This window comes from Bradyrhizobium sp. 40 (assembly GCF_023100925.1).
Lineage (GTDB): Bacteria > Pseudomonadota > Alphaproteobacteria > Rhizobiales > Xanthobacteraceae > Bradyrhizobium.
Genome location: NZ_CP064688.1, coordinates 5,365,693 through 5,391,905, shown reverse-complemented (window position 1 = coordinate 5,391,905; position 26,213 = coordinate 5,365,693). Strand labels below are relative to the sequence as shown.

The 26,213-nt window shown below is 64.0% G+C and carries 26 protein-coding genes; 19 read left to right on the top strand and 7 right to left on the bottom strand.

Going from position 1 to position 26,213, the window contains the following annotated elements; all coding sequences use genetic code 11:
- Nucleotides 1-37 precede the first annotated feature (37 nt).
- Nucleotides 38-943, bottom strand: a complete 906-nt coding sequence (locus IVB40_RS25960) for a transglutaminase family protein (protein ID WP_247816711.1) — start codon at nucleotides 941-943, stop codon at nucleotides 38-40.
- 230 nt (nucleotides 944-1,173) lie between these two features.
- On the opposite strand from IVB40_RS25960, the gene IVB40_RS25955 reads away from it, so the two are divergent.
- Nucleotides 1,174-1,587, top strand: a complete 414-nt coding sequence (locus IVB40_RS25955) for a hypothetical protein (protein WP_027568856.1) — start codon at nucleotides 1,174-1,176, stop codon at nucleotides 1,585-1,587.
- A 66-nt stretch (nucleotides 1,588-1,653) separates the two neighbouring features.
- Here IVB40_RS25955 and IVB40_RS25950 read toward each other — a convergent pair whose 3' ends face one another.
- Nucleotides 1,654-2,070 carry a DUF1236 domain-containing protein gene (locus IVB40_RS25950; RefSeq protein ID WP_026233295.1) on the bottom strand — a complete coding sequence of 139 codons (417 nt, stop codon included), beginning with the start codon at nucleotides 2,068-2,070 and terminating at the stop codon, nucleotides 1,654-1,656.
- A 180-nt stretch (nucleotides 2,071-2,250) separates the two neighbouring features.
- Nucleotides 2,251-2,952, bottom strand: coding sequence for a GntR family transcriptional regulator (locus tag IVB40_RS25945; protein WP_247816709.1), 702 nt, complete (start codon nucleotides 2,950-2,952; stop codon nucleotides 2,251-2,253).
- Nucleotides 2,953-3,127: 175 nt separating this feature from the next.
- On the opposite strand from IVB40_RS25945, the gene IVB40_RS25940 reads away from it, so the two are divergent.
- The 4 genes from IVB40_RS25940 (at nucleotide 3,128) to IVB40_RS25925 (ending at nucleotide 7,972) form a co-directional block, all read left to right on the top strand.
- Nucleotides 3,128-4,846, top strand: coding sequence for an IlvD/Edd family dehydratase (locus IVB40_RS25940; protein WP_247819595.1), 1,719 nt, complete (start codon nucleotides 3,128-3,130; stop codon nucleotides 4,844-4,846).
- Nucleotides 4,847-4,908: 62 nt separating this feature from the next.
- Nucleotides 4,909-5,904: a TRAP transporter substrate-binding protein gene (locus tag IVB40_RS25935; protein WP_247360023.1), complete on the top strand. Its 996-nt coding sequence runs from the start codon at nucleotides 4,909-4,911 to the stop codon at nucleotides 5,902-5,904.
- Nucleotides 5,905-6,053: 149 nt separating this feature from the next.
- Complete coding sequence (locus IVB40_RS25930) at nucleotides 6,054-6,635, top strand: TRAP transporter small permease subunit (RefSeq protein ID WP_027568861.1); 582 nt, start codon at nucleotides 6,054-6,056, stop codon at nucleotides 6,633-6,635.
- On the top strand, nucleotides 6,632-7,972 hold the full coding sequence (locus IVB40_RS25925; RefSeq protein ID WP_027568862.1) for a TRAP transporter large permease: 1,341 nt from the start codon (nucleotides 6,632-6,634) through the stop codon (nucleotides 7,970-7,972). Before IVB40_RS25930 ends, IVB40_RS25925 begins: the two co-directional genes overlap by 4 nt.
- Before the next feature lie 3 nt (nucleotides 7,973-7,975).
- On the opposite strand, the gene IVB40_RS25920 is transcribed toward IVB40_RS25925, so the two are convergent.
- Entirely contained in the window at nucleotides 7,976-8,770 is a 795-nt protein-coding gene (locus tag IVB40_RS25920) for an enoyl-CoA hydratase-related protein (protein WP_247816708.1), read from the bottom strand.
- Nucleotides 8,771-8,993: 223 nt separating this feature from the next.
- Between IVB40_RS25920 and IVB40_RS25915 the strand changes: the two genes are divergently transcribed.
- Nucleotides 8,994-10,214: an FAD-dependent oxidoreductase gene (locus IVB40_RS25915; RefSeq protein WP_247288530.1), complete on the top strand. Its 1,221-nt coding sequence runs from the start codon at nucleotides 8,994-8,996 to the stop codon at nucleotides 10,212-10,214.
- Here the strand turns inward: IVB40_RS25915 and IVB40_RS25910 are convergent, their stop codons facing one another.
- Both IVB40_RS25910 and IVB40_RS25905 read right to left on the bottom strand, forming a co-directional pair.
- The gene (locus IVB40_RS25910) at nucleotides 10,215-11,132 is read right to left on the bottom strand and encodes a ribokinase (protein WP_247289089.1); all 918 of its coding nucleotides are present in this window, start codon (nucleotides 11,130-11,132) and stop codon (nucleotides 10,215-10,217) included.
- A gap of 17 nt (nucleotides 11,133-11,149) precedes the next feature.
- Nucleotides 11,150-12,043, bottom strand: coding sequence for a sugar kinase (locus IVB40_RS25905; protein WP_007593904.1), 894 nt, complete (start codon nucleotides 12,041-12,043; stop codon nucleotides 11,150-11,152).
- 210 nt (nucleotides 12,044-12,253) lie between these two features.
- On the opposite strand from IVB40_RS25905, the gene IVB40_RS25900 reads away from it, so the two are divergent.
- The 9 genes from IVB40_RS25900 (at nucleotide 12,254) to IVB40_RS25860 (ending at nucleotide 21,562) form a co-directional block, all read left to right on the top strand.
- Entirely contained in the window at nucleotides 12,254-13,102 is an 849-nt protein-coding gene (locus IVB40_RS25900; protein ID WP_247816707.1) for a VOC family protein, read from the top strand.
- 221 nt (nucleotides 13,103-13,323) lie between these two features.
- Nucleotides 13,324-13,983, top strand: coding sequence for a TetR/AcrR family transcriptional regulator (locus IVB40_RS25895; RefSeq protein WP_247819594.1), 660 nt, complete (start codon nucleotides 13,324-13,326; stop codon nucleotides 13,981-13,983).
- A 240-nt stretch (nucleotides 13,984-14,223) separates the two neighbouring features.
- Nucleotides 14,224-15,033, top strand: coding sequence for an ABC transporter permease (locus IVB40_RS25890; RefSeq protein WP_007593901.1), 810 nt, complete (start codon nucleotides 14,224-14,226; stop codon nucleotides 15,031-15,033).
- 62 nt (nucleotides 15,034-15,095) lie between these two features.
- Nucleotides 15,096-16,088 (top strand): ABC transporter substrate-binding protein, encoded by a 993-nt coding sequence (locus IVB40_RS25885; RefSeq protein ID WP_026233291.1) that lies wholly within the window; start codon nucleotides 15,096-15,098, stop codon nucleotides 16,086-16,088.
- The gene (locus IVB40_RS25880; protein WP_247816706.1) at nucleotides 16,085-16,933 is read left to right on the top strand and encodes an ABC transporter ATP-binding protein; all 849 of its coding nucleotides are present in this window, start codon (nucleotides 16,085-16,087) and stop codon (nucleotides 16,931-16,933) included. Before IVB40_RS25885 ends, IVB40_RS25880 begins: the two co-directional genes overlap by 4 nt.
- A gap of 4 nt (nucleotides 16,934-16,937) precedes the next feature.
- A complete protein-coding gene (locus tag IVB40_RS25875; protein ID WP_247816705.1) occupies nucleotides 16,938-18,335 on the top strand; it encodes a hypothetical protein in 1,398 nt (465 codons plus the stop codon).
- The gene (locus IVB40_RS25870; protein ID WP_247288534.1) at nucleotides 18,332-19,483 is read left to right on the top strand and encodes a Gfo/Idh/MocA family oxidoreductase; all 1,152 of its coding nucleotides are present in this window, start codon (nucleotides 18,332-18,334) and stop codon (nucleotides 19,481-19,483) included. The genes IVB40_RS25875 and IVB40_RS25870 overlap by 4 nt, the downstream gene beginning before the upstream one ends.
- A gap of 10 nt (nucleotides 19,484-19,493) precedes the next feature.
- A complete protein-coding gene (locus IVB40_RS25865) occupies nucleotides 19,494-20,699 on the top strand; it encodes a dihydrodipicolinate synthase family protein (RefSeq protein ID WP_247816704.1) in 1,206 nt (401 codons plus the stop codon).
- Nucleotides 20,699-21,562, top strand: coding sequence for a sugar phosphate isomerase/epimerase family protein (locus IVB40_RS25860; RefSeq protein ID WP_247816703.1), 864 nt, complete (start codon nucleotides 20,699-20,701; stop codon nucleotides 21,560-21,562). Before IVB40_RS25865 ends, IVB40_RS25860 begins: the two co-directional genes overlap by 1 nt.
- A 137-nt stretch (nucleotides 21,563-21,699) precedes the next feature.
- Here IVB40_RS25860 and IVB40_RS25855 read toward each other — a convergent pair whose 3' ends face one another.
- Nucleotides 21,700-22,920 carry a cytochrome P450 gene (locus IVB40_RS25855; RefSeq protein WP_247816702.1) on the bottom strand — a complete coding sequence of 407 codons (1,221 nt, stop codon included), beginning with the start codon at nucleotides 22,918-22,920 and terminating at the stop codon, nucleotides 21,700-21,702.
- A 107-nt stretch (nucleotides 22,921-23,027) separates the two neighbouring features.
- On the opposite strand from IVB40_RS25855, the gene IVB40_RS25850 reads away from it, so the two are divergent.
- The 4 genes from IVB40_RS25850 to IVB40_RS25835 all read left to right on the top strand — a co-directional run bounded on the left by IVB40_RS25850 (nucleotide 23,028) and on the right by IVB40_RS25835 (nucleotide 26,187).
- Nucleotides 23,028-23,570, top strand: coding sequence for a phosphonopyruvate decarboxylase (locus IVB40_RS25850; protein WP_247360013.1), 543 nt, complete (start codon nucleotides 23,028-23,030; stop codon nucleotides 23,568-23,570).
- Nucleotides 23,567-24,157, top strand: a complete 591-nt coding sequence (locus IVB40_RS25845; protein ID WP_247816701.1) for a thiamine pyrophosphate-dependent enzyme — start codon at nucleotides 23,567-23,569, stop codon at nucleotides 24,155-24,157. Before IVB40_RS25850 ends, IVB40_RS25845 begins: the two co-directional genes overlap by 4 nt.
- Nucleotides 24,158-24,290: 133 nt before the next feature.
- Complete coding sequence (locus IVB40_RS25840; protein WP_247819593.1) at nucleotides 24,291-24,992, top strand: TetR/AcrR family transcriptional regulator; 702 nt, start codon at nucleotides 24,291-24,293, stop codon at nucleotides 24,990-24,992.
- A gap of 1 nt (nucleotide 24,993) precedes the next feature.
- Nucleotides 24,994-26,187 (top strand): efflux RND transporter periplasmic adaptor subunit, encoded by a 1,194-nt coding sequence (locus IVB40_RS25835; protein ID WP_027568880.1) that lies wholly within the window; start codon nucleotides 24,994-24,996, stop codon nucleotides 26,185-26,187.
- Nucleotides 26,188-26,213: the final 26 nt, after the last annotated feature.

The window sequence follows — 26,213 nt, the reverse complement described above, 5'->3', positions numbered from 1 at the left end:
GGAGAGGAAGTGACCGCCGCGCCTATCTCTCGGCATCCTATCCCTCCGAAGGATCGAGCATTTCGCCGATCTTGTTAACGGCGACGTTGATCGACATGCCGAGGTAGTCGCCGGGGTCGCCAAACCACGAGCCGGCCAGCGGCACGGCCTGGCCCGGATGCCGCGCAATGGCCACAGGGATCAGGTCGAAGCCGGCGCTCAGGCTGTTGGTTGGGTCGTAATCCAGCCAGCCGGCACCGGGCAGGAACACCTGCACCCACGCGTGGGTCGCGCCGGAGCCGGTCATGCCGACGGCGCCGCCATCGAGCGCCGCGTCGTAGAGATAGCCGCTGACGAAGCGGGATGCGAAGCCGAGCCGACGCAAGGTCTCGATCATCAACCAGGCGAAGTCCCGGCATGTACCTGATCTCGTGCGCAGTGTTTCGCTCGGGGGTTGGGTGCCTTCGGCCTCTCTTCCGCGATAGCTGAACTCGCTGCGGAACATGCCCAGCATACGGCGCAGCACGTCGACGGTCCGGTCCTGATCGCCGGCGACAAAGCTCTTGGTCCAGCTCGCATGGCTGCCGTCTGCATCGTCGGCATGCGGACGCAGGTAACCTGCAAGGTCGGTCCATTCGTCCGGGGTATACTGCACGGGAACCTCTTCGGCCCGGGGCTCCAGCGGAAACGTCTCCAGACCCTTGATGCCGAAATAGATGCCGCGAACCTTGAACGTGAATGTCAGTTCGCTGCCGGGTTCGCTGAATTCCATCACCGTCACGGCATTGGAGCGGGAGTCGGTGACCCAATGCACCTTTGATGGCAGGCTGGTCCGAGCGGACCAACGAAGCAGTCGGGTCGAGGAGCCGCGCCGCGGCAGGAACATCGCTCGGTGCGTGCCGAACGTAACCGGCTTTGCGTAGCAGTAGGTCGTGGTGTGTGTGATCTCGCCAATGATCGCCATGCATTGATCCGCTTCGATGTCTCGCGCCTGCGAGCTGGCGACGCCGCTTGCTGTGGTGCGGTTGGTCAAGCCAAACGGCGGCTGAATCGTTTTCCCCACAGGGCGAGCGCATACAAGGTCCCGAGCCTTCGCTTTGGCCGTCCCGGCCCATTGATCTAGATCAACGTTGCTCTGGTTATCTGGCTCTCGATCTGCGCGATCGCAATTCGGCATTCGGTGCCTTGATCACAATGAAAATCAAATTGGCAGCCGTCGTACTGCTCGCGCTGATCATGTCGGGACCGGCGCGAGCCGCGATGCTCAGCGACGCCGAGGCGACGTTCCTCGACCAGCTCGTCACCGCGTCCGCGGTGCTCGAACAACGATGTGTCGGCTACGAAGTCAATGGTGCCGGCAGTGTCCAGCTCGGCGCCCGACTTCTCGGCAGCACGGATGCCGCGATGGCGATGATCGAGGCCTATTCTGCGGCTATCAAGGCCCGCGATGGCGAGACCTCCGATCCCGGTAAATTTCGCCCCGAAGTGTCCGACGCGGCCGCCAAAACGTTCAGGCGCGTCCGGACCGATCTGATCAGAAACCCGAAGAGAGCCTGCGTCGACTATGGCGATGCCAGCGTGGATCGCGGTCTGCTGAGGCGGTACTGAACCGGGACTTGAGGGATTTAGATCTGCGCAAACGAAAGGGCCGTCTCGAAAGACGGCCCTTGGTTGTTATTCGACAATCTCGACGATCCGGTGGGTTCGCGGTTCGACCAGAACCGTGCGACCGTTCACCACCGTGTAACGATACTCACGGGCGCCGTACTCGGGTGGCACCTCGTAATAGGTCACGCCCTCCTCCGGAAGAACCGCCCCGACTCTCACATCCTCGCGGTACTGATATGAGGGCCGCCGCTGTTCGACGACGTAGGAGTGAAAGCGAGGACGTTGATCGACGCCAAGGACTCCCGCCACGCCGCCAACGACGCCGCCGACGACGCCACCCACAACTGCACCGACAGGCCCTGCCGCTCGCTCACCATCCCGCGCACCGCGTTCGACGCCTCCGGGAACGCCCTGGGCCTGGGTCGTTACGGGAAGCAGGACGGCGACGGCAACAGCGGCGGCTCCGACTAAACGGCAAATCATGGCAGCTCCTATGGTGGGGGATTGGTGCAAGACCAAGTACCAAGCCGACCATAGGTTCCCCAGAAGTCATGGACTGCGGGCGTTATTGCCCGAATGGGCTCGTGCGGCCTGCAATTGCGGGCAATCCAGCGCGCCCTTACCGCGTAAACTGCAGCACCGCGAGAAGCGAACGTCTCCCATCTATGAACGCGGGCCCTGCTGTTCGGCTTGCTCACCCGCAATCCGCGCCAGGTAATCCTTCTTGCTGAACTGCATGTGATCCACACACAGCTGCGCCAGCGCCCAGCTGTCACGGCCCTTCAACAGCTCGATCATCAGCTCGTGCTGGCGCTGTGATTGCGCGAGGCCGTCTCGGTCGGCGAGGTTCTTGGCGCGCATCGGCAACGTCAGGTTCATGTAGTCCTGCAGCGAGCGCACCAGATAGGGATTGCCGCAGGCCGAGAACAGCGCGAGGTGGAAGGCGTCGTTGGCCTCGTGGATGCCGCGCAGGTCCTGCAAATCCGCTCTCGCGCAATATTGCCGCTGCAATGCGGAGAGCTCGTCGATCAGGGCTTGCGGAGCGGGCAGGGGGATCATCAACGCCGCCTGCCGGGTCAGCATCTCCCGGACCTCGTAGATCTGCCCGACCTCTTCGGCCGAGTAGAACCGCACGGTGGCGCCGACATTCTTCTCGCGGCGGACGATGCCGCGGCGCTCCGCATCCACCAGCGCCTGGCGCACGAAGTGGCGCGAGGTGCCGTAAGCCGACATCAGCGCGTCTTCCGTGAGGCGCGCGCCTGGCGCGAGCCGGCCGAAGATGATGTCCTCCTCGAGCCGCGCGACGATGTCGTCCGGATCGTCGCGCCGGACCGTCATGGCTTCTGCGGTGTGAGTGTCGGACATGCCCTCGGCCTCCCGGCGCTTGGCCGGTCCGTACTGTGGAGCAGGCAAGGGTCAGATTGTCAATAATTTGGTCGTCACCAGGCCGCCAATGGCGAAAATGCCAAGTTTGACGTCTGCCTTATTGACAATCAAGGGGCAGGCTGTACGACAATGACCCGATGATGGGAGTGGTATGATGACGAGTGGGTTGCGCAAAGGGCTGACGAGCTATGGCGATGCCGGCTTCTCGCTGTTTCTGCGCAAGGCGTTCATCAAGGCCATGGGCTATTCCGACGACGCGCTCGAGCGCCCGATCGTCGGCATCACCAACACCTACAGCGACTACAATCCCTGCCACGGCAACGTCCCGCAGATCATCGAGGCCGCCAAGCGCGGCGTGATGCTGTCGGGCGCGATGCCGTTCGTATTCCCGACTATCTCGATCGCCGAGAGCTTTGCGCATCCGACCTCGATGTATCTGCGCAATCTGATGGCGATGGACACCGAGGAGATGATCCGGGCCCAGCCGATGGATTCGGTGATCGTCATTGGCGGCTGCGACAAGACACTGCCGGCGCAGGTGATGGCCGCGATCAGCGCCGATCTGCCGACGGTGGTCATTCCCGTTGGCCCCATGGTGGTTGGTCATCACAAGGGCGAGGTGCTGGGCGCCTGCACTGATTGCCGCCGTCTCTGGGGCAAGTATCGCGCCGGCGAAATGGACGATGTCGAGATCGAGGCGGTCAACGGCCGCCTCGCACCATCGGTCGGCACCTGCATGGTGATGGGCACGGCCTCCACCATGGCTTGCATGATCGAGGCCATGGGCCTGTCGCTGCCTATGAGCGCGACGATTCCCGCGCCGCATGCGGAGCGCTTTCGGCTTGCCGAGGCGAGCGGCAGGGTGGCCGCCGAGATGGCCAAGACGAAGGGTCCAAAGCCGAGCGAGGTGCTGACGCCGGCGTCTTTCAAGAATGCCCAGGTCGTGCTCCAGGCGATCGGCGGCTCGACCAACGGCCTGATCCATCTGACCGCGATGGCGCATCGCTCGCCGCACCGGCTCGATCTCGAAGTGTTCGATCAAATCGGCCGCGAGGTTCCGGTGCTGATCGATCTGAAGCCGTCCGGCGAGCATTATATGGAGCATTTTCATCACGCCGGCGGCGTGCCGAAACTGTTGGCGCAGCTTGGTGACCTCGTCGATCTCGATGCGAAGACGATCACCGGCCAGACGCTGCGAGATATCGCGGCAAACGCGGAAGACGTGCCAGGGCAGGACGCGATCCGTCCGCGCGACAATCCGATCAAGAAGGAAGGCGGCCTCGCCGTCCTGCACGGTAATCTCGCCCCGCGCGGCGCGGTCATCAAGCAGTCGGCTGCAAGCCCGAAACTGTTGCAGCACACCGGGCGTGCGGTGGTGTTCGAATCCGTCGGGGACATGACGCTCCGGGTTGACGATCCCGATCTCGACGTCACCGCCGATGACGTGCTGGTGCTGCGCAACGCCGGCCCCAAGGGGGCGCCCGGCATGCCCGAGGCGGGCTATCTGCCTATCCCGAAGAAGCTCGCGCGTGGCGGTACCAAGGACATGGTGCGCATTTCGGATGCGCGCATGAGCGGCACCGCGTTCGGCACCATCGTGCTGCACATCACGCCGGAATCCGCCGTGGGCGGGCCGCTGGCGCTGGTGCAGAACGGCGACATGATCCGCCTCGACGTCGCCAAGCGCAGCATCGAGCTTCTCGTCGATGCTACCGAGCTCGAACGGCGGCGCGGCGCGTTGAAACCCGCGGCTACGCCGGACGAGGCGCGGCGCGGCTATGCCTGGCTATTCAACGAGACCATCATGCAGGCCGACGAGGGCTGCGATTTCGATTTCATGCAGAGGACTGGGAAGAAGACGGATAAGGGGTGACCAACCACCCGAACGAACGCTCAGACCGCTAAAGCGGCGAGCGATAAAACAAGGGGGAAACGATGATTGCACGATCCATGCTTGGGCTGGCGGCAACGGCCGCTGTTCTTTTCGTCACGGGCGCATCGGCGCAGGAGGTGAAGCATTATCGCTTTGCCTACGACCAGCCGCGCAATACCGGCTATTCCATCGCGGGCGACCTCTTTGCCGAAAAGCTCAAGGAATTGAGCAAAGGCACCATGATCATCGATCAATATCCGGGTGCGCAGCTCGGGCAGGAACCGCAGGTGCTCCAGCTCGTGAAGGCGGGCGACGTCGAATTTGCGATCATCTCCTCGGCGAACACCGCGACGATCTCGCCGCAAGCGGGCGTGATGTCGTTGCACTTCCTGTTCCGCGACGAGAACCACGTGGTCAAGGGTCTGGCCGATCCAAAAGTGTTCGAGGCGCTCAAGACCATGATCGACGAGACCACACAGGGCCTGCATGTGATCGCGACCGGCTCGCAGGGCGTGCGCCACATGTACTCCAAGAAGGAGATCCACAATGTCGGCGACATCAAGGGCCTGAAGATCCGGGTGCAGGCGACCGCGACCGAGGACACCATGTTCCCGGCCTACGGCGCCCAGACCGTGCACATGCCGTTCGGCAGCGTCTACACGAGCCTGCAGACCGGCGTCGTCGACGTCGCCGAGAACAGCATCAACGTCTACCTCGTCAACAAGCACTACGAGGTCGCTCCGGTCCTGAACATCACCGAGCACGAGGCCAACAACGCGCTGGTATTTATCTCCGACAAGCTCTGGCAGAGCCTGTCGGCCGAGCAGAAGGGCTGGGTGCAGGCAGCGGGGAACGAGGTCAGCTCCAAGGAGCCGCAGAAGGCCTTCGACCTCGAACGCACCGCCGCAGAGAAGCTGAAGAAGATGGGCGTGAAGATCGTCGACAACGTCGACAAGAAGACCTTCACGGCGGTCGCCGATCCCTATCTCGGCAAGCTCGCCAAGGAGCTCGGCCCGCACGCCGAGAAGATCAAGGATTTGATCCGCTCGATCAATTAGGCCGCGTAGCGTTGCCTCCGCGTCGTCCCGGCGAAAACCGGGACCCATACGCCGCGGCGGAGCTTGGGGCAGGATAGCCGCCAGCTTGCTTTGACCACACGCAGCTGGGGGTATGGGTCCCGGCTTTCGCCGGGACGACGGGGATAGTGATGACCATCGCCGACAAACTGCTGGTGCAACGCCAGCGTCACCTCAAATGGCGCGGGCTCGACTGGCTCGAGCTCGCCTTGATGATCCTCTGCGGCGTGCTCTGCTTCGGCTTCTCGCTGTCGGTGACCGCCGACATCGTCACCCGCACCATCGGCCATCCCTGGCTATGGCTCCAGGAAGTCACGTCGACGCTGTTCATCTACGCGATCTTCGTCGGCACCGCGGCTGCGACCCGGCGCAACGACCACCTCTATCTCACCGCAATCTCCGAGGCGATGCACGGCACGCCGCGTCTGATCGTCGAGATCATCATCCGCATCGTGGTGCTCGGCGTCGCCTTCTGCCTGATCTTGTACGGTTATCAGAACTATCTTCGCGGCTTCGGCAGTTTTCGCCTGCCATCGGGCACGCCGATCGCCTCGCTCTACGCGATTATTCCGCTCTCCGGCGTGCTGGTCGGCCTGTTCACCATCGAGCAGCTCGTCAACGGTCTGCGCAACGGCTTTGACCACCCCGAGCCGCCCGAAGAGGATGGCGGGGCGCCTGTCATCACCGACGTACAGATGAGGGCGCAGCCGTGAGCGCACCCATCGTTCTGGCGTTGATGACGGTCTGCTTCCTGTCGTTCGGCTATCTCGGCGTGCCAGTGCCGTTCTCGCTGATGGCCGGCGTCTTCATCGGCGCGCTCCTGTCGGACGTCTCGCTCGCCGCGATCATCCAGAAAGTCTTCGACGGCGTCGATTCCGAGGCGCTGCTGGCGATCCCCTTTTTCCTGCTGGTCGGCGAGCTCATGAGCTCGGCCAATGTGGTGGTTCGAATAGCCAACCTCTCGGTGTCGCTCGTTGGCCACATCAGAGGCGGCCTGTCGCAGGTCGTGGTCGTCTTCAGCATGTTCTTCTCGGAAATGTCGGGCTCGACCACCGCCGACGTCGCGGTGATGAGCCGCGCGCTGGGCGGCCCGATGAAACGCGAGGGCTACGAGCCCGCCTTCATCGCCGCCATCATCGCATCCGCCTCGACGATTGCGGCGCTGGTGCCGCCGAGCATCACCGCGGTGGTCTATGGCGCGGTCGGCAACGTCTCGATCGCCGGCCTGTTCATGGCAGGCGTCGTGCCGGGCCTGATGATCGGCTTCGGCTTGATGATCTACTGCTATTTCTTCGGTCCGTCCGGCCTGCGCAAGCCGCGCGCGCCGCTGCGGCAGGTGGTGTTCGCGGCCGGCGATGCGGCGCTACCGCTGATGATCCCGGTGATCCTGTTGGGCGGCATCCTGACCGGCTGGTTCACGCCGACGGAAGCCGGCGTCGTCGCCGTGGTCTGGATTGTCGTGGTCGTGATCCCCGCGCTCAACCGCGGGCATATCAGGAAGATTCCGTACGATTTCTGTCTTGCGGGCCTGATCTTCTCGCTGCCGCTGATCACGATCGGCGCCGCCAATGCGTTCGGCTGGATGCTCGCCTATTTGCGCGGTGCAAGCTACATCGCCGAAGTCATCACCTCGCTCGCCGGCAACGATCCGCATCTGATCATGTTGCTGATGGTACTGCTGTTCACGGTCGTCGGCGATTTCATCGAACCGGTACCGACCATCATCATCTTCATGCCGCTGGTCAACACGCTGACGGAAGCCGGCGACATCAACGCCGTGCACATGGGCGTGGTGCTGATCGCGACGCTCGCCTTCGGACTGATCACGCCGCCTTATGGCCTGGTGCTGCTGATGGCGTCGAAATTCGTCGGCGTCAGTTTCGCAAAGGCGCTACGCGCCGCGTTGCCGATCTATCTGGTCTTCCTCGGGACGATCGCGTTCGCGATCTACTTCCCGAGCGTGGTGCTGTGGCTGCCGCGGCAGGTGCTCCCCGAGTCGGTCGGCTGCTTCAAGTCCCCCGCGGGGACGGGGTACATCTGTCCGCAGTGAGAGCTACTTGCTCTTGCTCGTGAATTTCTTCACGGCGGCGCGGAACTCCTCCGTGTTCATCGCCATGATGATCCTGTGCTCCTCGGCGTCGAGCTGCTGCTTCACCGGCGTCGTGGCGGCCTGGTAGATCAGCGACTTGGTGCCGGCAATCGCGGCCGGCGGGTTCTGCGCGAGCCGCACGGCGAGAGTTCGCGTTGCCGCCTTCAGCTCGGCGGCGGGAACGACCTTCGCAACCAGGCCCCATTCATGGGCCTGCTGCGCGGTGAAATTGTCCTCGGAGAGGAAAATCTGGAGCGCGCGGCGCGGGCCGACCGTGTTGACGATGCCGACCGTGGATCCGCCATCCGGCGACACGCCGATCTTGGCGTAGGCCGGCGTGAATTTGGCATCCTCCGCGGCGATGCAGAGGTCGGTGACGAAGGCGAGGCCCATGCCGGCGCCGGCCGCCGAGCCGTGCACGCTGGACAGCGAGATCTTCGGCATGCGCCGGATGATCTCGATGAAGGCATGATAATGCTTCAACAGCTCGCCGACGACAGGCGTCACCGTATTGGCTTCAGCCGCGGCGCCGATCGTCTGCAAATCGCCGCCAGCCGAGAAGGCGCGGCCTTCGCCTTCGAGGACCACGACCCGGATATCGTCGGCGCCCTCAATGTAGGCCGCGAGCTGTTCGAGCTTCTGTGCAATCGCCAGGTTGATCGAATTGAACGCGGCGGGCCGGTTGAGCGTGATGGTCGCAATCGGGCCATCGATTCGGAGCAAGGCGGGATCGTCGGGTCGTGAGACGGGAGCGGTCATCGGAAATCCCCGGCATGAGGTCGATGCACGAACTAAATCGCAGAAGGCGAGGGGTGACAATCCCCGCCTGGCGCTCTTGCGCAAGCGGGAACGATAGGCTCAAATGGGCAGGCCTTCGTTTAGGGACGGACACGAGCGCCGGCTCCTCCTAGGCTAGCAAGCCAAAATCAGAGAGAGGAGACGACATGGGTGACGCTCGTGTCTTGCGGAAATGGGCTGTCCAATGACGGATGGTCCGGTGGTCGTTATCGGTGCCGGCCATGGCGGCTACCAGGTCGCGGCATCGCTGCGCCAGGCAGGATTTTCCGCGCCCATCTGCCTGGTCAATGACGAGGCGCATCTGCCCTATCAGCGGCCGCCGCTGTCCAAGGCCTACATCAAGGGTTCGTCCGGGCCGGAGAGCCTGATGTTCCGGCCGGAGAAATTCTACCAGGACCAGACCATCGAGCTGGTTGCGGGCCGCGCGGTGTCGATCGAACGCGCGGGGCGCAAGGTGCTGCTCGCCTCGGGCAGGACGCTGCCCTATGGCCACCTCGTGCTGGCGACCGGCGCGCGCAACCGGCTGCTCGATCTGCCCAATGCCAATCTCCCCGACGTGAAATATTTGCGCATCCTCGACGAGAGCGAGGCTCTGCGAGAGATCATCCCGTCGAAGACGCGGGTGGTGGTGATCGGCGCCGGCTTCATCGGCCTCGAATTCGCGGCCACCGCGCGCATCAAGGGGCTGGAGGTCGACGTGCTCGAACTCGCCCCGCGCGTGATGGCGCGCGCGGTGACGGCGGAGGTCTCGGAGTATTTTCAGGCGCGGCATCGCGAGGCCGGCATCCGCATTCACCTCGGCGTGCAGGCAACATCCATCGAGGCAGAGGGCGGCAAGGTCACCGGCGTCTCCTTGAGCGACGGAAGGCACCTGCCGGCCGACCTCGTCGTGGTCGGCGTCGGCGTGCTGCCGAATATCGAGCTCGCGGCGGAGGCGGGGCTGCCGGTCGCGGCCGGTATCATCGTCGACGAATATCTCTCGACCGCCGATCCCGATATCTCGGCGATCGGCGATTGCGCGCTGTTCAAAAGCCCGCGCTTCGGCGGATCGCAGCGGCTGGAATCGGTGCAGAATGCCACTGATCACGCGCGCTGCCTCGCGGCGCGGCTGACCGGCGACCGCAAGGCCTATGACAGCCATCCCTGGTTCTGGAGCGACCAGGGCGAGGACAAGCTCCAGATCGCAGGCCTCACCACCGGCTACGACCGCGTCGTGCTACGCGGCGATCCCGCCAAGAAGGCGTTCTCGGCGTTCTGCTACAAGGGCGACAGCCTGCTCGGCATCGAATCGATCAACCGTGCCGGCGACCACATGTTCGGCCGCCGCCTGTTCGGCCTGGATCGCTCGATCACGCCGGAGCAGGCCGCCGATGAAAGCTTTGACCTGAAGGGCGCGCTGGCGTGATCAGCCGGCGTTGAGGACGGCGGCGACTTCCGCGGCCGTCGGCATTGACGGCCCCGCGCCCATGCGCTGCACGGAGATCGAGGCGGCGGCATTGGCGAAGGCGAGTGCCGCGCGCAAGTCGACGCCGTCGGCCAGTTGCGCCGCGAGCGCTCCCACAAAACAATCGCCCGCGCCTGTGGTGTCGAGCGCCTTCACCACGCGGCCGGACACCGAAATCTCCTCGCGTCCCGCGAGCGCCAGCACGCCGCGCTTGCCGAGGGTCACACAGATGGTCTGGTCCTCGCGCGCCTGAAGTTTTCGCGCGACGTCGAGGATCCGCGAAGCCTCGTCCCTGTCGGACAACTCGACGCCGGCGAGGAGGCCGAGCTCGGTCTCGTTCAGCACGAGGATGTCGACCAGCGCGAGCAATTCGCCCGACATGGTTTGTGCCGGGGCCGGATTGAGCAGCGTCGTGGCGCCAATGTCGCGAGCCCGCTGGAAGAACGCGGCGATCGTCGGCAGCGGGATCTCGAATTGACTGACCGCGACATCGCCTTTCGTCAGCGGGACGGTCGCGACGTCGTCGATGCCGACGAGCGCATTGCTGCCGGGAATGACGACGATGGTGTTGTCGGCCTCCGCCACCGTGATGATGGCCGTGCCGGTGTGCGCCTCGGCCGTCTCGCGGATCGCGCCGAGATCGATGCCTTGCGCGCCGAGGAACGTCCTCAGCTCACCGCCGAACGAATCCTTGCCGAGCCGGCCGATCAACGTGGTCCCCGCGCCAAGCCGCGACGCCGCCACCGCCTGGTTGGCGCCCTTGCCACCCGGAAAATAGAGCACCTGCTTGCCGGCGACGGTCTCGCCGATCTTCGGATGGCGATCGGCTGTCGCCACCACATCCATGTTGATGCTGCCGGCGACGAAGACGCGCCCCATCATGACCCCTGCGAACGCTAGACCCTGACCTCGAACTCGTGCCTGACCTTGGCGATGTCGACCAGCGTCGGCAGGCCGGCTTCGTTGCCAAGGCGTTGGATCTTGAAGGTCGAGGCTGCCCGGGCAAAATCAAAATGCTCGCGCCAGCTTTTGCCGGGATGGGCAAGATAGGAATAGACATAGGCGCCGTGGAAGACGTCGCCTGCGCCGTTGGTGTCGATCACGCGCTCGCGTGGGATCGGCATCGCCGGCATCACCTGCACCGTTCCGGTCTCGTCGTACCAGAGCAGGCCCTTCTCGCCCATGGTGATGCCGCCGATCTTGCAGCCGCGGCTCTTGAGGTAATCCAGCATCTTCTCCGGCGTCAGATCCATCTGCTCGCACAGGCGCTCGGCAACGATGGCGACGTCGATGAATTCCAATAGCTCATGCGTGTTGGTGCGAAGGCCGCCACCGTCGAGCGAGGTCAAGATGCCGGCCTCGCGGCAGACTTTCGCGTAGTGGATCGCGGCATCGGGTTGATGGCCGTCGACATGCAGCGCGCGGCAGCCGCCGAGATTGAGCATCGGGAACGGATGGATGTGGTCGTCGTCGCGGCAGCGGACGATGGCGCGCTTGCCGTCCTTTGGCATGATGAAGGACAGCGAGGACTGGTTGACCTTCCGCCCATGCAGCGAGATCGCGTATTTCGCGCACATGTCCATGAACATGCGGCCGAGCCAGTCATTGGCTGCGGTGGCGATCAGATCGGGCACGATGCCGAGCTTGGCGCAGCAGAACGCTGCCGTCACCGCATTGCCGCCAAAGGAAACCGCGTAGTCGGAGGCCACGTGCTTCTCGTCGCCGGTCGGCATGTGGTCGGTGATGAAGACGACGTCGATATAGGTCTGTCCGATGAAGAGAGCCTGCATTGCTTGTCCGTGATACGCTTTGTGGTCCCGGCCGGCGCGGTTACTGTAACACCGGTTCCGCCGCGGGACCGCTGAAATTATTCGCAAAACCGCCGCTCGGAGTGCTTGAGGTCGGCATGCGGCCGGAATACGACCATCACCGGGTAATGCCAAGCCCGGACAAACGCCGTCTCTCGGTCCATGGTTCCGGGCCGGTCAACAGGGGGAAACATGATCACCGGCCTCGATCACGTCGTCGCTCTGGTCAGGGATATCGGTGCGGCCAGGGCGGCCTATCAGACACTGCTCGGGCGCGCGTCGGCCTGGCAAAATTCGGGCGAGGGCGCCGACCGTGTGCTGTTCACTCTCGCGAACATGACGATCGAATTGATGGCGCCGAACGGCTTCAGCGTGACCGCCGATCGCATGCGCGCGCTGCTTGGCGACCAGGAAGGCGTGCTCGCCAGCCTGTGCTTTCGTGTCGCGGACATGAGCAAAACGCACCCGCGGCTGGAGCGGGTGGCACTCATGCCGGATCCGGTTGCCGAGGTCGAAAGCAGCGACGCGGAGAGCGGCGCGGTCCTGCACTGGAAGCGAACGCGCGCCGCCACGGAGCTCACGCGCGGCGTGCGCATGTTCTTCCTCGAACTGGCTGATGAGCGCCCGCTTTCGAAGACGACTGATATCGGGCCGATCGATGCGCTCGACCACGTCGTGATCACCACCGAGGATTCCGATCGCGCTGCCGCGCTCTATGGCGCGCGACTCGGGCTCGATCTGGCGCTCGACCGCTCGCATCAGGATTGGGGCCAGCTGATGTTCTTCCGCTGCGGCGATCTCGTCGTCGAGGTGGTGCGCCGCCCCGTTGCGGGCGGCGATTCCCTGCATGACCGCCTCTGGGGCCTGAGCTGGCGGGTGGCCGACATCGACGCCACGCGCGCCCGCCTGATTGCCGGCGGCCTCGACGTCAGCGATGTGCGCAACGGCCGCAAGCCGGGCACGCGGGTAATGACGGTGCGGACCGGCACCTGCGGCATCCAGACGGTCCTGCTGGAGCGCTCGCCGAAGCCGGTGGATTGAGGTTCAGTCCTCCCCTCGTCATTGCGAGGAGCTCTTGCGACGAAGCAATCCAGACTGTCTCCGTGGTGGCAGTCTGGATTGCGTCGCTACGCTCGCAATGACGAAACTATGCGGCGGGCCGAGCGCGTGTTACATGGCATCCTGATAGCACCCAGCGAGCACCCGGTTTGGCGAAAGCAGCGGCAAAGCGAACTCTGAAATGGCAGCGCGATCCCGAGGGGATGCGGCTGCGCATTCTCGAAGCCGCCAAGCAGGAATTCTCGGCGCACGGGCTTGCCGGTGCGCGCGTCGACCGCATCGCGGCCAACGCCGGCGCCAACAAGCGGATGCTGTATTATCACGTCGGCAACAAGGACGAGCTTTATCTCGCGGTGCTCGAAGGCGCCTACGACAAGATCCGCAGCGAGGAGCGCGGGCTCGATCTCGAACATCTCGACCCGCCCGAGGCGATCAGGCGCCTGATCGAGTTCACCTGGAATTACTTCCTGCGCAATCCCGAATTCCTGTCGCTGCTCCAGACCGAGAATCTCGCGCGCGCAAAGCATCTGAAGAAATCGACCAAGGTCAAGTCGATGCACTCGCCCTTCGTCGAGATGATCGGCACCGTGGTGCGGCGCGGTGTGTCCGGCGGCAACTTCAAGGTCGCGGTCGATCCTGTCCAGCTCTACATCTCGATCGCAGGACTCTGCTTCTTCTATCTGTCGAACTCGGCGACGCTCAGCGTGATCTTCGGTCGCGATTTGCTGGCCAAGGATGCCAAGGACGAGCGGCTGGACCACATGGTCGGCCTCGTGCTGGCAGCGCTGACGGGGCGCTCCGCAGCATTGCTAGATGCTACGAAGGCGCCGAAGTCGCACGCCGCGGTGGCGCAGACGGCGTAGTCCATCGTCGTCCCGGCGAAGGCCGGGACCCATACCGCGTTATCTATCGATAGTGCGCGGTGGCCGTCCCCGCCAACCAGCCTTCGCCAAATTTTGCCCTGTGGGTATGGGTCCCGGCCTTCGCCGGGACGGCACGACCTTTGCGGAACCCCGCCCAAAACGTCGCAGGAAAACCGCTGGACAGTATTTACCCAACGGGTTAATTTCTCGCCCAACGAACAAGACTGCCGGGAGTGAGACGTGGCTGAGCTGAAGCCGCAGAGTGCGGTGTCCAAAATGCTGAATGCGGCCTGGATCCGGCCGTTTTTGTTCCTGGTGTTCATCGTCGTGGCCTGGGATCTCGCGATCCGGCTGTTCAAGATTCCCGCCTACCAGATTCCGTCGCCGGGCGATGTCATTGCGGTGCTGCGCACCGATTGGCCGGAACTGCTGCGCCAGTCCTGGCCGACGACTTATGCGACCGTCTGCGGCTTCGCGCTCTCGGCGCTTTTTGGGATCCCCATCGCGATGCTGATCGCGGGCTCCAAGACCGTGGAGAGCTACGTCTATCCGCTGCTGGTGTTCTCGCAATCCGTGCCGAAGATCGCGATCGCTCCGCTGTTCGTGGTGTGGTTCGGCTTCGGCATCATTCCGAAAGTTATCTCGGCGTTCCTGCTTGGGTTTTTCCCGGTGGTGGTCTCAGCTGTGCAAGGCTTCAAATCCGTCGATCCGGATATGGTCGATCTCGCCCGCGCCATGCAGGGCAGCCGCTTCCAGGTGTTTTGCGCGGTGAACCTGCCGCATGCGCTGCCCGCGATCTTCTCCGGCCTCAAAGTGTCGGTGACGCTCGCCGTGGTCGGCGCCGTCGTCGGCGAGTTCGTCGGCTCCAATTCCGGGATCGGCTATGTGATGCAGCGCTCGATCGGAACCTTCGACCTGCCGACGATGTTTGCGGCCCTCGTGATCCTCGCGCTGCTCGGCGTCATCCTGTTCTGGATCGTGGACCGGATCGAGAAGCTGGTCATTCCCTGGCATGTCAGCCAGCGCGAGGACGTGATTTTCGCCTCTTAACAACAACCAAAGCAACGAACGGCCGCCAACGGCCGACGCAACAACGACAAGGGAGAGTGACGATGAAGCGGTGGATAGGAGCTGTCTCGGCGGCGCTGATGGTGTTCGCGGCCATGCCGGCGCAAGCGGCCGACAAGGTCGTGCTGATGCTCAACTGGTACGTCTATGGCGAGCACGCGCCGTTCTATTACGGCAAGGCCAAGGGCATTTATGCGGCAGAGGGCATCGACCTCGAAATTCAGGAAGGCCGTGGCTCGGCTGCGACCACCCAGGCGGTGGCCGCCAAGACCGCCGATTTCGGCTATGTCGACGTGCCCACCATGATGCGCGCGGCGATCAAGGGTGCGCCGGTGGTTGCGACCGGCGTGCTGCTCCAGACCAGCCCGATGTCCGCCATGGGTTTCGTCGACAAGAACATCAGGAAGCCCGAGGATATCAAGGGCAAGACGGTCGCGATCACGCCGGCCGATTCCATGACCCAGATCTGGCCGCTGTTCCTGAAGAAGACCGGCCTCAAGGAAAGCGACTTCCAGACGGTGGCGGGCGATGGCCAGACCAAGCTCAACGCGGTCATCAACGGCCAGGCTGACCTATTGCTTGGCTACGTCATGGACCAGTCGATGAAGATCAAGGACGCCACCGGCAAGGACGTCTATCCGATCAAGTTCGCCGATTACGGCATCAACATGGTCTCCTCCGGCATCATTGCCAATACTGATTATGTGAAGGCCAATGCCGATCTCGTCCGCCGCTTCATGTCGGCCACGACCAAGGCGGTCGAGGCCGCTGAGAAGGAGCCGAAGGCGGCAGCGCAGTCGATCCTCGACGCCAACCCCAAGGGCGGCAAGATCGACACGCTGACGCAAGGTTTTGAGCTGACCATTCCGCTCTACCGGACGCCCGAGACCAAGAGCAAGCGGCCGTTCCAGGTCACCGACCAGAACATGACGGACTCGGTCAATCTGATGGTCGAATATGGCGGGCTCGACGCCAAGGCCAAGGAGAACCCGAAGGCGTTCTATACCAACGACTATCTGCCGAAGAGCGGTTCGTGAAACCCGCGACAGCCATGAGTGAAACCCTGCAACCGGCCGCGCATCTGAGACTGGTGAGCGACCGGGCTGCCGGCGATGCGTCGGGCATCAAGCTGTCAGGCGTGTCGAAGACCTACCGGACGCGCGACGGCGATGTGCCGTCGTTGCGGCCGCTCGACTTTCACATCAATGACGGCGAGTTCTTCGTCGTGGTCGGCCCATCCGGCTGCGGCAAGTCCACGCTGCTCAAGCTGATCTCGGGACTGCTGCCGCCGACCACGGGCGAGATCCTGGTCGAGGGCGAGAAGGTGACGGCGCCGCATGGCAATGTCGGCATCGTGTTCCAGAACGCGCTGCTGCTGCCATGGCGCAACATCCTGTCCAACGTGATGCTGCCGATCGACATGAAGCGGCTGCCGCGGCAGACATATCTCGACCGCGCCAAGGCACTGTTGAAGCTGGTCGGGCTCGAAGGTTTCGAGAAGAAGCTGCCGTGGCAGCTCTCCGGCGGTATGCAGCAGCGCGCCTCGATTTGCCGCGCCCTAGTGCATGATCCCCGGATCATGCTGATGGACGAGCCGTTCGGCGCGCTCGACGCGTTGACGCGCGAGCGCATGAATGTCGAGCTGATGCGGATCCAGCGCGAGACCAGGAAGACGGTCCTGCTGATCACGCATTCGATCCCCGAGGCCGTGTTCCTCGCCGATCGCGTGCTGGTCATGACGGAGCGGCCCGGCGCGGTCGCCGCGATCTACGACGTGCCGCTGCCGCGGCCCCGTTCGCTGGACGTGATGGCCGATCCTGTGTTCACCGAACTCGTACAGCGCATCCGCAAGCATTTCTTTTCGCAAGGTTCGCTGGACTAAAGCCATGGCGCCGCGTCTGAAGCTGCGAGATATCGCGTTCTTCGAACGTCCCGTGCAGTTCGCGCGGCCGTTCCGCTTTGGCGCGATCACCATCAATGCGACGCCGCAGCTGTTCGTGCGGGTCGAGATCGAGATCGAGGGCAGGGGAAGTGCATTTGGTGCCAGCGCCGAGCTGCTGGTGCCGAAATGGTTCGATAAGCGGCCGGAACTGTCGCCGGCGCAGACCGTCGATGATTTGCGCCGCTCGCTGGAGATCGCGCGGGGGCTTTATCTTGCGCGAACCGGATTTCTCACGGCATTCGATCTGCATGCATCGTGCGTCGGTGCCCAGGTCGCAACCTGTGCGAAAAAGAACATTCCGGCGCTTGCCGCGGCCTACGGCCCTGCGGAAATCGACAAAGCGATCCTCGACGCGCTGCTCCGTGCGGCCGAGACCAATTTTTTCGACGGCATGGCCGGCAACATCGCCGGCATCGATGCGCGGCTTTCGCCCGACCTGAAGGACACGGATCTCAAGACGTTTCTATCCGGCCGGAAGCCGCTGGCGCGCGTTGCCATCAGGCATACCGTCGGTCTCGACGACAACGTTGAAGGCGAGGGCGGAGTTGCAGATCCCCACGAGAACTCCGGTGCAAGATACTTCAAGCTGAAGCTGTCGGGGGACCCCGTCGGCGATGCAGCGCGGCTGGCGCGCATTGGCAAGGAACTCGATGCGCTGGACCGTGACTACAAAGTGACGCTCGATGCCAACGAGCAATATGCCGATCTCGCAGCCTTGCATGAACTCATCGGCCGGCTCGACCATGACACTGCGCTGCGATCGATTTCATCCAGGCTGCTCTATATCGAGCAGCCAATGCCGCGCGATGTTATGAGGCTGTCACCGCTCGGCTCGCTCGCTGCGCGTGGCTTCATCATCGACGAAGCCGACGATTCCTACGACGCGTTTCCTGCGGCACGGGCGCTTGGCTATCACGGCATCTCGTCGAAATCCTGCAAAGGGCTTTACAAGTCCATCGTCAACGCGACGCGCGCGGCGAAATGGAGCGTGGCCGGCGAAAGATTCTTCGTGACCGGCGAGGACCTGACCTGCCAGGCGGGCCTCGCCCTGCAGCAGGACCTTGCGCTCGGTGCCTTCATCGGCATCACCCATGCCGAACGTAACGGCCACCACTACGTCGATGGCTTCGTTGATACGCCCGCCGCGGAGGCCCAGGCTTTCGCCGTCGCGCATCCCGATCTTTACGCGGATGCCGGGCAGGGCATCCGCCTCTCCATTCACAACGGCGATCTCCCCACGGGATCGCTCAATGCAACGGGCTTTGCGACGTCGGTTCATCCGGACTGGTCGGCGCTACGCCCGCTCGAACAGCCAAAATCACTCTGGGAGCAATCGGCATGACCACGCAACGCCTCGGCCTCATCATGAACGGCGTCACGGGCCGCATGGGGCTCAATCAGCATCTGATCCGTTCGATCGTCGCGATCCGCGAGCAGGGCGGCGTCCGCTTGAAGAACGGCGACCGCGTGATGCCGGACCCGATCCTGGTCGGCCGCAGCGCCGAGAAGGTCGAGGGGCTCGCCAAGCGCTACAACATCACGCGCTGGACCACCGATCTCGATGCCGCCCTCGCCGACAAGAACGACACCATGTTCTTCGATGCCGCGACCACACAGGCACGGCCGGGCCTTCTGACCCAGGCCATCAATGCCGGCAAGCACGTTTATTGCGAGAAGCCGATCGCGACGAACTTCGAGGCGGCGCTCGAGGTCGTCAAGCTCGCCAATTCCAAGGGCGTCAAGCACGGCACGGTGCAGGACAAGCTGTTCCTGCCCGGCCTGAAGAAGATTGCCTTCCTGCGCGACTCCGGCTTCTTCGGCCGCATCCTCTCGGTGCGCGGCGAGTTCGGCTATTGGGTGTTCGAAGGTGGCTGGCAGGAGGCGCAGCGGCCGTCATGGAATTATCGCGACGAGGACGGCGGCGGCATCATCCTCGACATGGTTTGCCACTGGCGCTACGTGCTCGACAATCTCTTCGGCGAGGTCGAGAGCGTGAGCTGCATCGGCAACACCGACATCCCGGAGCGTTTCGACGAGCAGGGCAAGAAGTACAAGGCGACCGCCGACGACTCCGCCTATGCCACGTTCCAGCTCAAGGGCGGCGCCATCGCCCACATCAACATGTCCTGGGTGACGCGCGTCTATCGCGACGATCTCGTCACCTTCCAGGTCGACGGCACGCTCGGCTCGGCCGTCGCCGGCCTTTCCGACTGCATGATCCAGGCACGGCAGGCGACGCCCCGACCGGTGTGGAATCCCGACGAGAAGCGGCTGCACGATTTCTACGGCGACTGGCAGAAGCTGCCTGACAACGTCACCTACGACAACGGCTTTAAGGAGCAGTGGGAGATGTTCATCCGCCACGTCTATGAAGATGCGCCCTACAAGTTCACGCTGCTCGAAGGCGTCAAGGGCGTGCAGCTCGCCGAATGCGCGCTCAAGAGCTGGAAGGAGCGGCGCTGGATCGACGTCGCTCCGATCAAGGTCTGAGGAGGGAACAATGAACAAGCCCGTCCAGCCCGAGCCCGTCCCTTCAACGTCGTCATTGTCGCTCAAATTGCCGAAGGCCGATCGCTCGATCGAAACCTACCAGCTCGCGGCCTCGCGAACGTTTCCCGCAAAGCTCGAGGGCCCGCTGAACCGCATCGCGTTCTCGGCCGTCCATACCGTGGTCGATCCCTTCGCCGACAACGACCCGTGGCTCTCCGCTGCCGTCGACTGGGACAAGACCATCGCCTTTCGCGAGCACGTCTGGGACCTCGGGCTCGGCGTCGCGGAAGCCATGGACACCGCGCAGCGCGGCATGGGGCTGGATTGGCCGACCTCGCTGGAGCTGATCACGCGCTCGGTGTCTGCCGCGAAGCGACGCAACGGCCTGGTGTTTTCCGGCGCGGGCACGGACCATCTCCCGGTCGAGGACGCCAAAAATCTCGACGACGTGATCCGCGCCTATGAGGAGCAGGTATCGGCGGTCGAGAAGGTCGGCGGCCGCATCATCTTGATGGCGTCGCGCGCGCTGGCGAAGCTTGGCCGTAACGCCGACGATTACGCAAAGGTCTATGACCGCGTGCTGTCGCAGGTTCGCGAGCCCGTGATCATCCACTGGCTCGGCGACATGTTCGATCCGGCGCTGACGGGATATTGGGGCACCAGCGATCTCGACAAGGCGATGGATATTGCGGTCGCCATCATCAACGGCAATGCTGCCAAGGTCGACGGCGTCAAGGTTTCGCTGCTCGACAAGCAGCGCGAGATCGACATGCGCCGTCGTCTCGACAAGCGCATCAAGATGTACACCGGCGACGACTTCAATTATGCGGAGCTGATCGCCGGCGACGAACAGGGCTTTTCGCACGCGCTGCTCGGCATTTTTGACGCGATCGCGCCGGCGGCGTCCTACGCGTTGTCGCGGTTGGCAGCGGGTGACGAAGCGGGCTTCCACGACGTGCTGGGGCCGACGGTCCCGCTGTCGCGCCACATCTTCAAGGCGCCGACGCGGTTCTACAAGACCGGCGTGGTGTTCATGGCATACCTCAATGGTCACCAGGACCATTTTACCATGGTCGGCGGGCAGGAGAGCACGCGCTCGACGCTGCATCTGGCCGAGCTGTTCCGGTTGGCCGACAAGGGCGGGCTGCTCGCCGATCCGGAGCTGGCGACGCTGCGGATGAAGGCGGTGCTCTCAACGCACGGAATCGAATCCTGATGCGTGATTTCTCGTCCGACCATCGCTGGCTATCGCTCAACACGGCGACAATCCGCAAACAGGGTGACCTCGTGGAGATCGTCGAGGCCTGTGCCAGGCACGGCATCCGCGCCATCGATCCCTGGCGCGACCAGGTCGCAGCCGTCGGCCTCGAGCGTGCCGCGCGTGCGGTGCGCGATGCCGGTCTCGACCTGTCGGGCTATTGCCGTGGCGGTATGTTCACCTCTGACGCATCGCGGCGGGTCGAGGTGCGCGACGATAACCGGCGCTGCGTCGATGAAGCCAAGGCGCTTGGCGCGCCCTGCGTCGTGCTCGTCGTCGGCGGCCTGCCGCAATATTCGCGGCCTGGCAGCGAGGCGTCGAAGGACATTGCCGGCGCGCGGACGCAGGTCGAGGAGGCGCTCGCCGAAATGCTCGACTACGCCAAACAGGCCAAGCTGCCGCTGGCGATCGAGCCGCTGCATCCGGCCTATGCGGCGGACCGCGCCTGCGTCAACACGACGAAGCAGGCGCTCGACATCTGCGACCGGCTCGACCCTGATCGCAGCGGCATGCTCGGCGTCGCGCTCGACGTCTATCACATCTGGTGGGATCCCGAACTGATGGGGCAGATCGCGCGCGCGGGCCGAGATCGCCTGCTTGCCTTCCATGTCTGCGACTGGCTGGTGCCGACCAGGGACATTCTCAACGACCGCGGCATGATGGGCGACGGCGTGATCGACATCAAATCGGTGCGCGAAGCGGTCGAAGCGCAGGGCTTTGCCGGCTATTCGGAGATCGAAATCTTCTCCAACGAGTGGTGGAGTAAACCGATGGACGAGGTGCTGCAAACCTGCATCTCGCGGCACAAGACGGTGGTTTAGGCCTTCCGGAATTTGTTGCGCGCGGCGGCGCCGATGGCCTGAGATGTCAATTGGTTGCGCGGGATCACCGGCACATCGCGCGCCGGTAACCTTCTACTGTGCATGGGGTTGTTTTCGCGTTTTTTTGTTTTGAGGCCTCAACCGATCGCGCAGGGCACGCTCAAAAAGCCGCGGAACCGCACCCGTCCGCCCCTGACCGGCTGTCCGCTCACGGCATAGTTCGGGAAGCGCGCCAGGAAGCGTGAGACCGCGATGGCGCCTTCCAGCCGCGCCAGCGCCATGCCGGCGCATTGATGCGCACCGGTGGCGAAGGCGAGATGCCGGTTCGGCGTGCGCGCGATGTCGAAGCTCTCGGGGTCCGGAAACTGCGCCGGATCGCGGTTGGCCGCGCCGATGCACAGCGTGATCGACGTGCCGGCATCCAGCATGACGCCGCCGAGCTCGACCCGCTCCGTGGTCATGCGGTTGCCGAGTTGGTTCGAACTCTCGTAGCGCAGCATCTCTTCGACCGCAGTCTTGATCAGCTCGGGATTGTCGATCAGCCGCTGCTTCTGATCCGGGTTCCGGTCTAGCGCCACGAGGCCGTTGCCGATCAGGTTGGTGGTGGTCTCGTGGCCGGCGTTGAGCAGGAAGATGCAATTGTGCAGCAGCTCCTTCTCTGTCAGCCGCTCGCCGTTGTCCTCGCCCTGGATCAGGCGCGTCAGCACGTCGCGTTCGGGGTTGCCAGGCTTCGCTCGTCGGCGTGCGACCAGCGTTTCGAGATAGGCGAGAAAATCCGCCACGGCCTTGTTGCCGCGGGCAGCGACCTCAGGCGACACGACCGGTTCGAGGGCGCCCAGGATCGCCAGCGACCACTCGCGCAGCGGCGCGCGCTCGTCATGGGGCACGTCGAGCAGATTGCCGATCACCTCGATCGGGATCGAGGCGGCGAAGTCCTCGATCAGCTCGCAGCTGCCTTTGACGGCGATGGCGTCGAGCAGGCCGTCGACCAGCTTGATGATGTCAGGCTCCATCCCCGCGATCGCGCGCGGCGACAGCGCGCCCATGATCAGGCGCCGCACGCGCGTATGCGCCGGCGGATCGTTGAAGACGAGGCTCGTGGTGTGGTGCTCGTAGAGCAGGGTGTCGCCGTATTTCGGCGCGAACTCGCGCTTCTTGTCCGAGCTGAACGACTTTGTGTTCTTGTAGGTCGTGACGAGATCGTCATAGCGGGTCAGGAACACGGTGCCGTTGCGCAGGCGCTTGACCGGCTCGTTCTCCCGCAGTGCACGATAGGTCGGGTAGGGATCGTCGTAGAATTCCGGCGTCAGCTTCTCCAGATCGAAACTGGCCGCCAGTTCATTCGCACTTGCGTTCATGCCGCCATACTCGCCGGTTGAGTCCGATATGCTGTATTCGCTCTTTTGAGCGGCTCGGTTCACCGTCTACAGTCGAGCCGCGATTTGCAAGCCGACCGGACAGGAAAATGCACGCCCGCTCTGACGCTGCCGACACGGCTCCTTCATGGCCAGACGATATCTTCGCGGCCCTGCAACGCTTCGACGTCCGGCAGGTGCCCTACGTGCCCGACGCCGGCCATTCGAGGCTGATCCAGCGCGTGCTGGCCTCGTCCACCATGCGCGGCATTCCGCTGACGACGGAGGAGGAGGGCGTCGCGCTGCTCGCCGGCGCCTGGACGGGCGGCCAGCGCGGCGTGCTGTTGATGCAGTCGAGCGGGGTCGGCAATTGCATCAACATGCTGTCGCTGATCCCGATCCTGCGCTTTCCTTTCCTCACGTTGGTGACCATGCGAGGGGAGTGGGGCGAGTTCAATCCGTGGCAGGTCCCGATGGGATCTACCACGCAGGGCGTGTTCGAGCTCTCGGGTGTCAAGGTGCTGCGGGCTTCGAACCCAGCCGAGGTGCCGGCCGTGCTCGAGGCGGCGGCCGCGCAAGCCTACAACGCGCTCACGCCCACCGCCGTCCTGCTGTCGCAACGCCTGATCGGCGCCAAGGTTTTCACCAAATGAGCAAGGCCAATCTCCTCGACCGCCGTCAGGTGGTGTCCACGCTTCTCGCGAACCGCAGGGACGTGGTTGCGATCGGCGGCCTCGGCGCCTCCACCAACGACATGTGCGCGGCCGGTGATCATGCCCGGAATTTCTACCTCTGGGGCGGCATGGGCGGGGCGGCGATGATCGGGTTGGGCCTCGCTCTGGCGCAGCCAAAATTGCCGGTGCTGGTGATCACCGGCGACGGCGAGATGCTGATGGGCATGGGCAGCCTTGCCACCATCGGCCTCCAGAAGCCGTCCAATCTCTCGATCGCGGTGCTCGACAATGAGGCCTATGGCGAGACCGGGGGCCAGACCAGCCACACGGCCGCGGCGGCCGACCTCGTCGGCGTCGCCAAGGCCTGCGGCATCGGGGATAGCCGGTCTGTGACGACAATGGCCGAGGTCGAGGCCTTCGCCAGAGCCGTCCACGACGTCACCGCCGGGCCGCGCTTTGCCAATGTGAAGATCGACAGTGCCAATCTGGAGCGGATTTTGCCGAGCCGGGACGGGACTTACATTCTCAACCGGATTCGCGGCGACCTCGGCTTCCGACCGATCTAGGCGGGCGTTCCGGCGTCCCGTCCTGCACGGGGACCGTGTGGGCGAGGTCAATTTCCACTGAAATTACAACGCACTCAGGTTGCGATGCAGCATAGTGCTTGACTTTTGCGTGGGTGAGTGCTTACTCACTAGCATGAGCTCATTGCGTATGACGAGCGACCTGAGGCGTCAATTGATCCTCGGCGCCGCAAAGCGTTGCTTTGCCCGACATGGCTATACCGGCACCACGACCAAGAGCGTGGCGGCCGCCGCTGCCATTTCCGAGGCGCTGCTGTTCAAGCATTTCCCGTCCAAGGCCGCGCTGTACGCCGAAATCCTCAGCGACGAATGCGAGGCGGACCCGGCGCTCATGGAGCTGCTCGAACGTCAGCCTTCGACCGCTACGCTGGTCGAAGTGATCCGCGGCATGGTCGGGCATTTCATGCACATCGCCGACGGGCCCGACCAGGAAGAGGCCCAGCGCCTGCGATTGATGACCACGAGTCATTTGGATGATGGCGAATTTGCCCGTTTGCTATATGCCAAGATCGAGACGCTGATCGGGGCGGCCTTCGTCGCCTCGCTCGAGCGTGCGGTTGCCGCGAGGGACGCGCGGCCATACAACGGCGAACCGCTCAACCTGTTCTGGTTTGCGCATCACACCGTGATGACCGCTGCGCTGACCAGGCTGCCGGCCACGCCGTGTCTCGCTTATGGCAAGGCGAACGACCTCGAGCGGCAGCTCTGTGAGTTTCTCCTGAGGGGTATCGGACTTAACGACGCCGTAATTGCTTCGCATTTGGGCCGCGATCAGGCCGCGTGTGCGGACAAGACGGCGATTGCAGAGAGTGCATGACATGAACATCGTCACCGAACACAAGATTTCGGGCGAACCGATCGACAACAAGGCTCCCAAGCGTCCGGTCCGGCCGGTGCTCTGGTTCATCATCGTCGGCGCGCTTTTGGCCGTGCTCGTCGGTGGCCTCGTCTGGTTCAATTATTTCCGCGGCCAGATGATCAAGCAGTTCTTCGCCAACAACAAGCCGCCGCCGGTCGCGGTCAGCGCCGCCGAGGCGAAGTCCGAGGTGGTGCCGAACCTGCTGACGGCCGTCGGCGGGCTGTCTGCCGTGCACCAGGTCGACGTCAGCGCCGACGTCAACGGCCGCGTCACCGAGATCAAGTTCGAGCCGGGCACGCATGTCGAGGCCGGCACGCCGCTGGTGCAGATGTTCGACGCGCCGGAGCAGGGCGACCTCGCCAATTACAAGGCGCAGTCCACCGTCGCGCAGCTGTCGCTGGACCGCGCCAAGCAACTGGCGTCGCGCCAGTTCGGCCCGCAGGCAACCGTCGATACCGCGCAGGCCGCGTACGATCAGGCGCTGGCGGGTATCGCCAAGACCGAAGCATTGATCTCGCAGAAGCTGGTCCGCGCGCCGTTCGCCGGTGATCTCGGCGTCCGCAAGGTCGAGGTCGGCCAGTATCTGACCGCCGGCACGGCCATCGTTTCGCTGACGGATCTGTCGGAGTTGTGGGCCAACTTCACGGTGACGGAAAAGGACTCGGGCAACCTCAAGGTCGGTCAGCCAGTCCGGTTGAAGGTCGACGCCTATCCGGGCCGCACCTTCGACGCCAAGATCACCACGATCGAGCCGCAGATCTCGGCCGACACCCGCAACATCCGCGTGCAGGCGACCATCTCCAATCCGGAGAAGATCCTGAAGCCCGGTATGTTCGTGACCACCACGGTGGTGCTCCCGGACAAGCCGGCCGTGGTCACCGTGCCGGAGACGGCAGTCGACTACACGCTGTACGGCGACTCGGTGTTCGTGATCACCGAGAAGAAGGAAGCCGACGGCAAGACCAGCCTGAGCGCGGTGCGCACTTTCGTGCAGACCGGCAACCGGGTCGAAGGTCGCGTCGAAATCGTCAAGGGCGTGAAGCCAGGCGACAAGGTCGTCGCGGTCGGCCAACTCAAGCTGCAATCGGGCGCGGCGGTGTCGATTTCGACCGACCCGGCTCCGCAGCTCCCGGCGCAGCCGCCGCGCTACTGACATCGTACACGTTGCAGCATGATCCG

What these genes read in the sequence shown, in the direction of transcription:
- IVB40_RS25960 (WP_247816711.1), bottom strand. Translation starts at nt 943, where the DNA reads ATGGCGATCATTGGCGAGATCACACACACCACGACCTACTGCTACGCA.
- IVB40_RS25955 (WP_027568856.1), top strand. Translation starts at nt 1,174, where the DNA reads ATGAAAATCAAATTGGCAGCCGTCGTACTGCTCGCGCTGATCATGTCG.
- IVB40_RS25950 (WP_026233295.1), bottom strand. Translation starts at nt 2,070, where the DNA reads ATGATTTGCCGTTTAGTCGGAGCCGCCGCTGTTGCCGTCGCCGTCCTG.
- IVB40_RS25945 (WP_247816709.1), bottom strand. Translation starts at nt 2,952, where the DNA reads ATGTCCGACACTCACACCGCAGAAGCCATGACGGTCCGGCGCGACGAT.
- IVB40_RS25940 (WP_247819595.1), top strand. Translation starts at nt 3,128, where the DNA reads ATGACGAGTGGGTTGCGCAAAGGGCTGACGAGCTATGGCGATGCCGGC.
- IVB40_RS25935 (WP_247360023.1), top strand. Translation starts at nt 4,909, where the DNA reads ATGATTGCACGATCCATGCTTGGGCTGGCGGCAACGGCCGCTGTTCTT.
- IVB40_RS25930 (WP_027568861.1), top strand. Translation starts at nt 6,054, where the DNA reads ATGACCATCGCCGACAAACTGCTGGTGCAACGCCAGCGTCACCTCAAA.
- IVB40_RS25920 (WP_247816708.1), bottom strand. Translation starts at nt 8,770, where the DNA reads ATGACCGCTCCCGTCTCACGACCCGACGATCCCGCCTTGCTCCGAATC.
- IVB40_RS25915 (WP_247288530.1), top strand. Translation starts at nt 8,994, where the DNA reads ATGACGGATGGTCCGGTGGTCGTTATCGGTGCCGGCCATGGCGGCTAC.
- IVB40_RS25910 (WP_247289089.1), bottom strand. Translation starts at nt 11,132, where the DNA reads ATGGGGCGCGTCTTCGTCGCCGGCAGCATCAACATGGATGTGGTGGCG.
- IVB40_RS25905 (WP_007593904.1), bottom strand. Translation starts at nt 12,043, where the DNA reads ATGCAGGCTCTCTTCATCGGACAGACCTATATCGACGTCGTCTTCATC.
- IVB40_RS25900 (WP_247816707.1), top strand. Translation starts at nt 12,254, where the DNA reads ATGATCACCGGCCTCGATCACGTCGTCGCTCTGGTCAGGGATATCGGT.
- IVB40_RS25895 (WP_247819594.1), top strand. Translation starts at nt 13,324, where the DNA reads ATGCGGCTGCGCATTCTCGAAGCCGCCAAGCAGGAATTCTCGGCGCAC.
- IVB40_RS25885 (WP_026233291.1), top strand. Translation starts at nt 15,096, where the DNA reads ATGAAGCGGTGGATAGGAGCTGTCTCGGCGGCGCTGATGGTGTTCGCG.
- IVB40_RS25875 (WP_247816705.1), top strand. Translation starts at nt 16,938, where the DNA reads ATGGCGCCGCGTCTGAAGCTGCGAGATATCGCGTTCTTCGAACGTCCC.
- IVB40_RS25870 (WP_247288534.1), top strand. Translation starts at nt 18,332, where the DNA reads ATGACCACGCAACGCCTCGGCCTCATCATGAACGGCGTCACGGGCCGC.
- IVB40_RS25865 (WP_247816704.1), top strand. Translation starts at nt 19,494, where the DNA reads ATGAACAAGCCCGTCCAGCCCGAGCCCGTCCCTTCAACGTCGTCATTG.
- IVB40_RS25860 (WP_247816703.1), top strand. Translation starts at nt 20,699, where the DNA reads ATGCGTGATTTCTCGTCCGACCATCGCTGGCTATCGCTCAACACGGCG.
- IVB40_RS25855 (WP_247816702.1), bottom strand. Translation starts at nt 22,920, where the DNA reads ATGAACGCAAGTGCGAATGAACTGGCGGCCAGTTTCGATCTGGAGAAG.
- IVB40_RS25850 (WP_247360013.1), top strand. Translation starts at nt 23,028, where the DNA reads ATGCACGCCCGCTCTGACGCTGCCGACACGGCTCCTTCATGGCCAGAC.
- IVB40_RS25845 (WP_247816701.1), top strand. Translation starts at nt 23,567, where the DNA reads ATGAGCAAGGCCAATCTCCTCGACCGCCGTCAGGTGGTGTCCACGCTT.
- IVB40_RS25840 (WP_247819593.1), top strand. Translation starts at nt 24,291, where the DNA reads ATGAGCTCATTGCGTATGACGAGCGACCTGAGGCGTCAATTGATCCTC.
- IVB40_RS25835 (WP_027568880.1), top strand. Translation starts at nt 24,994, where the DNA reads ATGAACATCGTCACCGAACACAAGATTTCGGGCGAACCGATCGACAAC.